We start from the raw sequence: 10,677 nt of genomic DNA, 5'->3' as shown, positions 1-10,677 counted from the left end.
CCCATATAACGGTAACGCAGGCTCGCATTAATGCCTGGTTTTGTTTTAAAGGTAACACCGCCTATGCTGGTTAGCACCGGCGCCAGCGGCAGGTAGTTAGCGCCCTTCGGTTCGCCCGCCGCACGGCCGTTGGAGTAATTCAGGTCTGCATCAAAATACAGCCAGCTTATGGGCTGGTAACGGGCGGAAACATCAAACCCCAGGCGGCGGCTTTTACCGCTGGGCTCTACCACCCCTTCATCTCCTACATATACAAATTCCTGGTCCAGCCACAAATACCATATGGCGGCATTTAACAGCAGGTCTTTGGTTGGCTTCAATACCGTACCCAGGTCGGTACCATAAGCTGCGGGTAAGATCTCTAATCCCTTTTGCGCCACCACCACACGGGTATCATTGGAATGGAATCCCCTGCCGGTGCTTAAATAGATCTGCGCCTTGTTATTGATATGGTAGTAAAAGTTCAGCTTGGGGCTTAAGATCCCGGCATTTGCCTTGCCAACAGTATCATTGCGCAGCTGGTCCCTGTACTTATCAAAGAAATGATCGTAGCGCAGGCCTGCGTTCATGGTAAAATGCTCGGTGAACTTAAATGTTTCATTAATATAGCCGGCTACGTTAGATTCAGAAATATCGCCCAGCTGCAACGGACCGGTAGTAACGCTGCGGTCTTTTGTGCGGGACAGTTCAGAGTTGCGGGTCCGGTCGAGGCGCACATTAGCCCCGGCTTCTGAAGTTAAGCGGGTATTCCCCAGATAGCTGACCTTTGAATAGCTGCCGTTATACCCTAATAAATTACGGTGCTCCTTTTGCCGTATCTGGTCGCCATTTACCGGATCGTTCAGGTAAAAGGTGAAATTGGAGTACAGCTCAAAATCATACAGGGAATAATATACCTGGTTCTTTAAGACATCGCCGTTTGCGAAGGTAGAGGTTAGCTGGGCATTTACATTGGTACGGGAGGTTTTGCCGCCTTCATTGGGATCAATGGCCCCAAAATAGTCCAGCAGCCCGGCTTTTACTTCCCGGTCGGGTATTTGCCCGGAGGCATTCCATTTGCTGTAAAAGGTAGATGCCGTAAAGCTCAGCACATTATTTTCATTGAGCTTACCGTAGTATTTCCCAAACAGGTTAAACCGGTTAAAGTCCTGCGGATGATCAAAATAACCATCTGTGTACATATACTCTGATGCAATAAAGGCGGATTGCTGTTTAGCCTTTGCCTTTTCGCCCAGCAGGTTCACCATCCCCAATGCACGGTAAGTATCAAACATGCCTGCTTCCAGCTTTACCAGGTTATTGGGCAGCACATTAAAGGTTTTAAAATCCACATAGCCGGAGGTAGTGAAGTTGCCTTTTTCCGGGTAGTAAGTGCCTTTCCTGAAATGCACATTCTCTATCAGCTCCGGTATCAGGAAATGCAGATCGGCATAACCCTGCCCGTGCGCATGGGAAACCATATTCACCGGCATGCCATCTACCGCAATATTAATATCCGTACCATGATCCAGGTCAAAACCCCGCAGGAACATTTGCTCCGCTTTGCCGCCGCCGGCATGCTGCCCTATGAACAAGCCGGGTACCATACGCAATACTTCCTGGGAATTGTTGATGCCCCGCATTTTTATATCCAGCTTGCTGATAGGCTTATACTGGTCTGCAGGATTGCCGGATACGGTTACTTCACTGAGCTGTATATTCCTGGGCGTCATTACCACGGCCGCACCATGCTGCAGCGCCTCAAGCGCTAAGGTTTGGGATGCATATCCAATAGCGGAGATGGTTATTTGCTGCTGTGTATTGCCCGGTATCTTAAAATAGAACTTACCACGGTCATTGGTAACCCCACTCCGGTTAGCCGGCATTACCAGCACGGTAGCGCCTTCCAGGGGAAAACCCGATCTACCGTCTATTACGGCGCCACTGAGTGTACCCGCCTGGGAAAAAGATAATTGTGAAAGGAATAATAATGCTGCTACCAGTAAAGATGTTCTCATAATGTATACCAATGCCCGTAAAGATAATATCCGGAACTATTTTATGGAAGCCGGCTGCTTTTTGTACCGGTTCACATTGGCCTGCCCGCCTGCACGATACGAATTTTAGTATATTCGGCCCGTCTTCCAATAAAGAGAATATTTAAGTAGTAAGTCGCTTGTTTTCTAAAGTTATAATTTGCTTATGCTTACATTGAAAGATTTTGAGCTCCAGCTAAACGAAACCATTTTAAGACGGGGAAAACAGTACTATGCAGATGGCGCTGTTACTGGCCTGGAAGAAACGGGCAAGAGCATCTGGCATGCAAAAGTAATAGGCTCCACAACATATACCGTGGAAATAAAACTTATTGATAAGAATAAAATAGAAGACTATTCCTGCAACTGCCCTTATGGCGAGGGAATATGCAAACATATTGCGGCGGCGCTTTTCCGGCTAAAAGAAGTATTAATAATCACCAGGACAGCACAACCGGAAAAGCCTGATTTTAAAACATTATTCCAAAAAATAAGCCTGGAAGAAATAGCTGAACTTGTTCAGCAAAATATGGATACCGTAGAGATCAGGCAGGGAGCAGTGGATAGTGCTATTGATAGGAAAGATCTTTCCCTGGCGAAAAAACTAATAGCAGAAGGGATCAAAATTGCCAGACAAAAAGGCCATCCAGGCATTGTTTCGGAGTGGGAAAAAGAATTACTGCGTGTGGCTGTTCTGGAAGAGGATAAGGAAACGATCAGACATTACACAAAGTATTTTGCTTTTGACCGATGGTTTAACCGGGATTACTATATTCAATGGAGAAAAACATTTACGGCTGCTGAATGGAAAGAGGTGATAGAAAAGCATATTGCAGAAAAAATAAACCAGATAGAACAAGCATACCAAAAGAACAAAGGTAAAGTATGGTATTCGCCTGATGTTCTTTTGCTGGATGCCCTTGCGCCCATTTATGTTGAAGAGGAATATTGGGACAGGTTGCTGGCGCTGGTCAGTAAGGATATTGATCTGGACAGGATCTTACAATATCATACTTATTTAGTAAAAGAATATCCCTCAGAACTATTAGCAATCTATCTGCCTGCATTTGAGCGAGAGGGAGATACGGCGGGCAATCGTGGTGAATACATCAATTTAGCAGGCAAAATGAAAACGGCTATAGAAAGTATCCCTGAAGGGAAAGAAAAGATCATTGCGCTTGCAAGAGACCTGAACCAGAAGTATCCCCGCCGGCCAGCCATGGTACAAGAATTAAATAAAATCATTGCCATGGATAAAGGGTAAAATAAGCGCCATTACGTTTTCCTTAACCGCAAAAACAATATTGCTGAAATAAACGTGAGCGCCGCGCAAACAACATAAGGCAATCCTTTATGGATATTATATAAAAAAGCAGCAGTTACGGGCCCTATCACCCTGGTTAGTGATTGCAATGATTGATAAGTTCCCTGCGCTCTCCCCTGCTCATTGTCATTGGCCGTTTTAGAAACCAGGGAGCTCATTGATGGTTCAAACAGTCCTTTGCCGAAAGCATAAACCAGGTAAGCGATATACACTTCAGGGGTAATATGAAAACGCATAAACGAAGCAAAGACCAGGTACATAGCGCCTGCGATGCTGATACCTATTACGGATAATGTTCGCTCATCAAAAAACCGATGCAGCTTCCCTACCAGGTACCCCTGCGTAACCAGGTCTCCAATGCCGACCAGCAAAAATATGATGCCCATTTGAGTGGTATCCCACAACAGCTCCTCTTTAAAATATACCGTAATATTTCCCTGCAGCTGCGCAAATGCTATAAAATGAAATACGGACGCCAGCAACAAGGCCCGCAGCGCTGCATTTGACCGGATACCTTTAAACGCTGCCAGGGGATTAGCATCTGCCCAACGGAACCTGGTATGTATTGATTGTAATGATACCGTTTCGGGCAAGGAAAAATACGCCCAGCCCAGGTTAAACAGGCACATTGCAGCCGCTATGTACATAGGGGCAGACAGGCCCCAGCGGGCAGCAAAGCCGCCTATTGCAGGCCCTATAATAAAGCCTAAACCTATTGCGCCGCCTATCATTCCGTAGCGCTTTGCCCTTTGCTCCTGCGGAGTAATATCTGCCACATAGGCAAAAATGGTACTGATGTTCCCGGCCGTTAACCCGTCGATGATCCTTCCCAGAAACAGCAGCCATAGTGTTTTGCCGCAGCCCAGCAATAAAGAACCCAGTGCCGATCCTGCCATACTTAACAGCAATACCGGCCGCCTTCCGTACCGGTCGCTTAATAAACCCAATGCAGGAGCTGCCACAAATTCGCAGAAAGCAAATAAGGCGGTTATAATACCTACATAAGATGCAATGTGCGCATGCGTGTATTGTGCTACAAGAAATGGCAGTACAGGCTGCAGCACACCGATGCCTAGCAGGTCAATGAACGTAGCCAAAAGCAATACGGGAAAAGGGTTGGCTGGTTTTATTCTTAATAATTGCATTTACAGGAGATCATTATTGTAATCGTTGCTAACATTCCAAAGGTAGAGTGGCCATCACAGCGCAGTCAACGCGAACGGAAGCGGGATCAACGCAAAAGGAAGTATTATGGAAGTGACATTTATCACACAGATTATTTGACAAATATCCTCGGAAGCAAGCCCCCTGTTACCTGAACTTTGCCCTGATAAAAATAAATATCATGAAGCTAAAGAATAAGGTAACCGTAATTACAGGAGGTAACAGCGGCATTGGACTAGGTATTGCAATGGCCTTTCAGAGCGAAGGCGCCGTGGGAGCAATTGTAGGAAGGAACCAGGAAACCATAGACCGTTCCATTGCAGCATTAGGTGACAATTTCATTGGAATAAATGCCGATGTAACAAAAATGGAAGACCTTGAACGCATCTTCAGGGATACTTCCGCAAAATTCGGAAAGATAGATAGCCTTGTTGTAAATGCAGGAGGTGCGGTTGAAGGCGTGAAAATGGGTCCGGTAACTGTTATCAGCGAAGCGGAATATGACCATTACATGAACCTTAACCTGAAAAGTGTATACTTTACGGTACAAAAGGCATTGCCCTACATGAAAGACGGGGGGGCCATTGTTTTGATCGGCTCAATAAGCGGGCACCGGGCATTTCCCGGCCAGTCAACTTATGCCGCGGCTAAAGCAGCCGTAATTTCGTTTGCACGCGGATTTTCTCTTGACCTGTTAGACAGGAATATAAGGGTAAATGTACTTTCTCCCGGCACCATTGATACGCCTGTATTTGATAAATTCGTAGCCGCTGAGCAGGTTGATCATGTCAAGAATCTGTGGACCGGTCTAATCCCTATTGGCAGGATCGGGCAGCCATCGGATATAGGAAAAGCAGCTGTATTCCTGGCATCAGACGAATCCTCCTTCGTAGTGGGGACCGAAATCCTTGCAGATGGCGGCGTTATAAACATAACAGTTCTGAAATAATTAATAGCTATTAAAGAAACCCCATTACGTATGGGGGTTTCTTTTCTATTGGCCGGTTATTCCGTTACTTTGCAATAAAGTAACCGGCAATGTTTGAAAATTTTGCGCAATACCTGAAAAAGAATGCCTCCCTTACCGATAACGAAATAGAGCAGTTCCGTGCCAAGACTATAACAAAGAAGCTTCGCAAAAGGCAATATTTGCTGCAGGAAGGTGATATTTCCCACTACAATTCTTTTGTTTCAAAAGGCTGTATGCGCTTATACCGTGTGGGCGATAACGGAGCCGAACACATCTTAAGATTTGCAGTAGAGAACTGGTGGATAGCTGATTACGAAAGCTATAATTCAGGAGAGCCGGCAAAGAACAACGTTGATGCTTTGGAAGACAGTGAGCTAATATTGATCCGGAAAAGCGATCTTGACGATTTTGTAAAAACTATCCCCAACTTTCAGCGTTTTAAGGAAAGACTGGATGCACGGAGCTATGATGCCAGCCAAAACCGCATCCTGAGCAACATCAGTGATACTGCAGAAAAGCGTTACGAGAATTTCATTAAAAAATATCCTGACTTCTTTAATCGTGTGCCCCTTCACATGATCGCATCCTACTTAGGCCTTACACGGGAAACCTTAAGCCGGATCAGAAGCAATTATGCAAAACAGGAAAAGTAATTAAAGCGATCCTAAAAATTCTTTGTAAAGCGGAACACTCTTCTCAATCCATTCATCAGAAGCATTTAACTCAAGGCCATAGTAGGCAAACAACGGTTTATAATCGGCTTTTACATATTCAAAAGTCAGCTCAAAAGGCCGCGTTAACTCTGCCAGGGTGTATTTGTATCTTTCCCCATCGCGATATTCGTGCTCATCAACTCCTGCAGATACTGCCAGGGCAATTTTCTTTCCCGCAACCTTGTAACCGCTTGTACTTCCATAAGCCCAGCCGTAAGTCAATACTTCATCAAACCATTTCTTTAGAAGCGGGGGGCTGCTGAACCAATAAAAAGGAAATTGAAATACAATTTTGCTGTATTGCTCCACAAGCTTTTGCTCTGCCGGCACATTAATGTTTTCATCAGGATACGCTTTGTACAGCTGATGGATAACATATTTGTCAGGGAATTTACTTAGCTCCTCTATCCATCTCTTGTTAATAGCCGAACTTTCAATATCGGGATGTATGACGATCACCAAAGTTTTCATTTTACGAAAGTAAAGCGGTTAACCTAAATTTGATATTTTAGCAACCCGTTGTATGGTACTATATAAAATGTAAGTAATGTCAAAAATTAAGACAACCTCCACAAACTTTGCTAACAAACAGGCCTTAGCCGATGAATGTTCAGAAGTGTATGCCGCTAACATTATTGGCGGGCAATGGGCTTTGGCTATTTGCTCCTGGCTGGTAAACGGTAAGCTGAGGTTTGGAGAATTAAGAAAACGTTTACCCAACATCACGGAACGGATGCTTACCTTGCAGCTGCAAAAATTAGAGGAAAACAAGATTGTGAAACGAACCGTTTACGCAGAGGTTCCTCCAAGGGTAGAATACGAGCTAACCCCGATCGGCTACGAGTTAAAACCCGTTATTGAACAGCTCGAAAATTGGGGAAAGAAACATAAAGAGCTGGATAAGGAGAAATAATGCCCTTAGATTTTTCGATCCCAGCCGCCACATAAGCCATTGATTATAAAATATATAGTTTTAAAACCAGTTAGATTTTTTTACCGGTGGGGTAATTACCGGCCAATCCCGCTCCATTAGTGATTAACTTAGCCCCATCCCTTAAAATGTCATAACCTATATTACCCAATAATGAAAATTCCACGTTTTATGCCATAAACCAGGTTGTTATACCCAAAACAATCCTGCGACGATAACGCCTAAGTACCCTATTGCTTTAGATAGTTGACCACGTCATCTAAGCATTCTCCATCGATAAAATATGTTCCTAAACAATTAACCAAATCTTAAATGTTATGAAAAAATCTGCAGCGCCTAAATCCAAGCAATGGTTACTGATCATGCTGTGCATTACGGTCTTTTTCTCACAATGTGTTAAGGATGAACAAAAACCCGCTCCCTCCCCGGCTGTTCCGGAAACTGAAAGCCCCCAGTCAAATCCTTTGGCAAGAGGTGGTATTGATCCGGGTATTGACGACCAGGTATACGATGGGTGGCTAAGGGCTTACCTGATCCGCTCAGGCGGTCAAACCTATTTCTGTAACAGCTTAACGGACCGGTCAAGAGCTTTCATGTGGGGCCAGGCTTACATGATCACCGGGGTGGAGGATTTTTACGACAAGACCCGGAGAGCGGACGCCAAACAGCTGATCATTGATCTGCTAAACACCTTTATAGCCAATGAGATCACTCCCGCAGCTACCAAAGACCTTTCCTGGGATAGCTGGAACGACGATATTGAATGGGCCATTATTGCGCTGATCCGTGGTTACCAGATCACCGGCAATACAACGTACCGCGATGCAGCCATCACCAACTGGAATGTAGTGTATAACCGGGGCTGGAATAACGTTTACGATGGCGGGATCTGGGAGAACATGGAAGATGTGCCGAACGGCGGCAAAATTGCCCTGAGTAACTATCCCTTCATCATTGCCGGCTGTATGATCTACAATGCAACCGGTAATACGGATGTGCTGAATAAATGCATTGCCACCTATGCCTGGGCACGCAGACTCCTAAACACCACTACCGGAAGGCTTTATGAAGGCTGGGGGCCTAATGGCCTGAATGTTAATTCAGACGACAATATCTATAACAGTGGATTGTTTGTAAACGCAGCCAACGCGCTCTACCAGATCACAAGAACGGCTTCCTACCTGGATGATGCAAAATTTGTAGCTGCGCATGTTATAAACACCTGGCCTATACTTAACCAGGACAAACCAGCTAACGGCGATTTTGGCGCTGATCAGTTTGTGCGCGGCTTAAGCCTGATGGCCACCCAGAATAACCTCTGGGGTACCTACCGGGAGTATCTTACCAAACAATGCCTTGCTGCATGGAGCTGGAGGCGTTATGATTACAATGTTTCATGGAATATATGGTCTGCGGCTACTCCTACAGGCGATGTTCGCGCTATGGAAGCAGAGGGTTCTGTTGTTTTACAGGCTGTAACTCCCACTGAACCCTATGAGCCGGTTGCTGATGGTACTTACCGGATCGCTAACCGCAACAGCGGCAAAGTGCTGGATTGCAGGGATGGCAATACCGCAAATGGCACCATCGTACAACAGTATACCTGGAACGGCACTAATGCCCAGCGCTGGACCATCACCGGCTTAGGCAACGGACAGTACAAAATTATTAATGTGGGCAGCGGAAGGGCGCTTGACCTGAAGGATGTATCTACGGAACCTGCGGCTATTGTTCATATCTGGGATTATGTTGGCTGGAATAATCAAAAGGTGTCTATCACTTCGCCGGAAAACGGGTACTATACACTCAGCTTTGTTCATTCCGGTAAAGTGCTGGATGTGCTTAGCGGCTCTACCGACGAAAGGGCCAGTGTTATTCAATATGGTTACCACGGAGGCAACAGTGAGCAGTGGCAGCTAATAAAACTATAAAATACAGCATCCCTCAAACCACATCTTTGCTATGAAAAAACTATTTCTTTATTTATTGGTCCTTTGCCTGGCTACGGTTAACACGTATGCGCAAACGCTCAGAACTTTTTATGTTGATTTTGGACCCAATGATGTTACGAATGGTAACATCACTACCAGTCCTGATGTAAATGGCAATTACTGGAACAATGTTACCAATACCAGCACCACCGCCGCCCCGGTATACCTGTTAACCAGCAGGAATGCATCGTCCGGCGCATTTATAAACATCACCGCCGGGTTTAGCTCGAACGGTATTAACAATGGCGGCTTATTAGCGCCTAATGCGGCACTCTTAAAGGATCTTGCAATTAATACCGCTACGCAGGATTATTTTCATACGGATAATACTGCTGCTTTTATAATAAAGGGCCTGGATGTTAGCAAGGGCTATGTTTTTAATTTCTTTGCTACCCGCAATGATCCTGAGGTACGCAAATCAAATTACACCCTTGTTGGTAAAACCACTTATAGCGCTACCCTTCAAACCTCGGGCACCAATTTAGGAGGAACCGGGTACAATGGCAATAACAGCACCATCCTGGTTACGGGTACTATTGCCCCTGATGCAAAGGGCCAGATAGCCATTACGGTAAAAAGGGAACTGGGTGCTTTCGCCTACATTGGCGCGCTGAAAATTGAGGAGGTCAGGCTGCCTGTTACCGCGTTAAAAACAGTGTACATTGATTTTGGACCCAATGATGTGAGCAATGGCAACATCACCACTAGCCCTGATATAAATGGCAATTACTGGAACAATGTAACCAATATCAATACCACAGCGCCCCAGGTAAACCTGGCGGATAAAGCGAATACGGCTACCGGTGCGTATCTTAAGATCACTTCCGGATTCCTTTCCAATGGTATTCAAAACGGAGGTTTATTATCGCCGGATGCCGGTTTACTGGGCGATCTTGCTATTCCAACAGCTACGCAGGATTATTTTCACACCACCGCATCTTCCAGCCTTTCTATAAGGGGTTTGGATAAAACAAAAGGCTATGTTTTCAATTTATTCGGCAGCCGGAATGATCCTGAGAAACGGGTTACCACGTATTCATTAACAGGTGCTACATTCTACAACGGAACTTTGCAAACCTCCGGAACCAACCTGGGAGGAACGGGTTACAATGGCAATACGAAAACCATTTTAACCTCCGATATCATAATGCCGGATGATAATGGCCAGATAAATCTTACCCTAACCAGAACTGAAGGATCATTCGGCTACCTGGGAGTAATGAAAATGAGCCAGGTTGATCCGGTGATGTTTGAGCCAAGCTGCCCTGCAAAGGACCTTAGCCGCATAGCCATTATGGGCTCTTCGGTTCCTTCAGGAACCGGCGCCACCAACAACCAGGGATATGCCCAGCTCTATGCCCAGTTGCTTACTGCACGGGCAAACAGCGGCGTGGGTCAATCCTGGAATGTGTCGAATATTTCAGTGCCGGGCAATAACACCATTAGTGTTATAAACCGATGGGATAAGGATCTGTTACCCCTGTGCAGCAGATATGTAATTTATGCGCTTTCATTAGGGAATGAGGGTATTACTACCGGCGGACAAGCCATCTTCAACCAGTTCAGGGA

At 45.5% G+C, this 10,677-nt stretch carries 9 protein-coding genes; 6 read left to right on the top strand and 3 right to left on the bottom strand.

The window, feature by feature from the left end; all coding sequences use genetic code 11:
- On the bottom strand, positions 1-1,997 hold a 1,997-nt coding region (locus VIM87_RS30990; protein WP_332000737.1), incomplete at its 3' end, for a TonB-dependent receptor.
- Between the two features lie 184 nt (positions 1,998-2,181).
- Between VIM87_RS30990 and VIM87_RS30985 the strand changes: the two genes are divergently transcribed.
- Positions 2,182-3,279: an SWIM zinc finger family protein gene (locus VIM87_RS30985; RefSeq protein WP_332000736.1), complete on the top strand. Its 1,098-nt coding sequence runs from the start codon at positions 2,182-2,184 to the stop codon at positions 3,277-3,279.
- Positions 3,280-3,290: 11 nt separating this feature from the next.
- On the opposite strand, the gene VIM87_RS30980 is transcribed toward VIM87_RS30985, so the two are convergent.
- Positions 3,291-4,484, bottom strand: a complete 1,194-nt coding sequence (locus VIM87_RS30980; protein ID WP_332000735.1) for an MFS transporter — start codon at positions 4,482-4,484, stop codon at positions 3,291-3,293.
- Positions 4,485-4,684: 200 nt separating this feature from the next.
- On the opposite strand from VIM87_RS30980, the gene VIM87_RS30975 reads away from it, so the two are divergent.
- Together VIM87_RS30975 and VIM87_RS30970 are read left to right on the top strand one after the other, a co-directional pair.
- A complete protein-coding gene (locus tag VIM87_RS30975) occupies positions 4,685-5,452 on the top strand; it encodes an SDR family oxidoreductase (RefSeq protein ID WP_332000734.1) in 768 nt (255 codons plus the stop codon).
- Between the two features lie 89 nt (positions 5,453-5,541).
- Positions 5,542-6,126 (top strand): Crp/Fnr family transcriptional regulator, encoded by a 585-nt coding sequence (locus VIM87_RS30970; RefSeq protein WP_332000733.1) that lies wholly within the window; start codon positions 5,542-5,544, stop codon positions 6,124-6,126.
- Here VIM87_RS30970 and VIM87_RS30965 read toward each other — a convergent pair whose 3' ends face one another.
- Positions 6,127-6,657, bottom strand: a complete 531-nt coding sequence (locus VIM87_RS30965) for an NAD(P)H-dependent oxidoreductase (RefSeq protein WP_332000732.1) — start codon at positions 6,655-6,657, stop codon at positions 6,127-6,129. It lies immediately after the preceding gene.
- Between the two features lie 76 nt (positions 6,658-6,733).
- On the opposite strand from VIM87_RS30965, the gene VIM87_RS30960 reads away from it, so the two are divergent.
- The 3 genes from VIM87_RS30960 to VIM87_RS30950 form a co-directional block, all read left to right on the top strand.
- Complete coding sequence (locus VIM87_RS30960; RefSeq protein WP_332000731.1) at positions 6,734-7,099, top strand: helix-turn-helix domain-containing protein; 366 nt, start codon at positions 6,734-6,736, stop codon at positions 7,097-7,099.
- A 335-nt stretch (positions 7,100-7,434) separates the two neighbouring features.
- Positions 7,435-9,048 carry an RICIN domain-containing protein gene (locus VIM87_RS30955; protein ID WP_332000730.1) on the top strand — a complete coding sequence of 538 codons (1,614 nt, stop codon included), beginning with the start codon at positions 7,435-7,437 and terminating at the stop codon, positions 9,046-9,048.
- Between the two features lie 31 nt (positions 9,049-9,079).
- Positions 9,080-10,677, top strand: a 1,598-nt coding sequence (locus tag VIM87_RS30950; protein WP_332000729.1) for a hypothetical protein, incomplete at its 3' end; no start/stop codon positions are given.

The organism is Chitinophaga sp., assembly GCF_036569125.1.
GTDB lineage: Bacteria > Bacteroidota > Bacteroidia > Chitinophagales > Chitinophagaceae > Chitinophaga.
The sequence above is the reverse complement of the archived record's forward strand: the minus strand, read 5'-3'. Positions and strand labels throughout refer to the sequence as shown.

Bases quoted from the DNA above. Each gene is read 5' to 3' on its own strand.
- VIM87_RS30985 (WP_332000736.1), top strand. From the start codon at position 2,182: ATGCTTACATTGAAAGATTTTGAGCTCCAGCTAAACGAAACCATTTTA.
- VIM87_RS30980 (WP_332000735.1), bottom strand. From the start codon at position 4,484: ATGCAATTATTAAGAATAAAACCAGCCAACCCTTTTCCCGTATTGCTT.
- VIM87_RS30975 (WP_332000734.1), top strand. From the start codon at position 4,685: ATGAAGCTAAAGAATAAGGTAACCGTAATTACAGGAGGTAACAGCGGC.
- VIM87_RS30970 (WP_332000733.1), top strand. From the start codon at position 5,542: ATGTTTGAAAATTTTGCGCAATACCTGAAAAAGAATGCCTCCCTTACC.
- VIM87_RS30965 (WP_332000732.1), bottom strand. From the start codon at position 6,657: ATGAAAACTTTGGTGATCGTCATACATCCCGATATTGAAAGTTCGGCT.
- VIM87_RS30960 (WP_332000731.1), top strand. From the start codon at position 6,734: ATGTCAAAAATTAAGACAACCTCCACAAACTTTGCTAACAAACAGGCC.
- VIM87_RS30955 (WP_332000730.1), top strand. From the start codon at position 7,435: ATGAAAAAATCTGCAGCGCCTAAATCCAAGCAATGGTTACTGATCATG.